Source organism: Clostridioides sp. ZZV15-6383 (genome assembly GCF_020657735.1).
GTDB classification, from domain to species: Bacteria; Bacillota; Clostridia; order Peptostreptococcales; family Peptostreptococcaceae; genus Clostridioides; species Clostridioides difficile_D.
Window position 1 is genome coordinate 1 of sequence record NZ_JAGWCV010000190.1, and the last position, 303, is coordinate 303.

Genomic DNA, 303 nt, shown 5'->3' on the forward strand with positions numbered 1-303 from the left:
TACCACTTTTAACTATTGAATTTGTTGGTATATATCCAAATTCTTTTAGTCTTACCCAACCAAGAGTAGGTATTTTGACCCTATGCCTTTCAATAGTCCAATCAGTTTTGTTATTCTTTGGAAAATATGCTTTAACATCTTGATTTTTCTTTTTCTTAAACTTAGGAAAACCTTTAGTTTTTTTAAAGAAATCTTTGAAGGCTTTATCTCCATTCATAATAGCTTGTTTTGTAGCCTTAGAAGATACATCTTTAATCCATTTCATATCTTGATTATTAGGAATATATTCATTATTTAACCATT

General features: G+C 27.4%; 1 pseudogene. It reads right to left on the minus strand.

Annotated features, from left to right (window positions below):
• A pseudogene (locus KGF42_RS19415) lies at window positions 1–265 on the minus strand (RNA-guided endonuclease TnpB family protein); the annotation flags it as partial.
• Window positions 266–303: the final 38 nt, after the last annotated feature.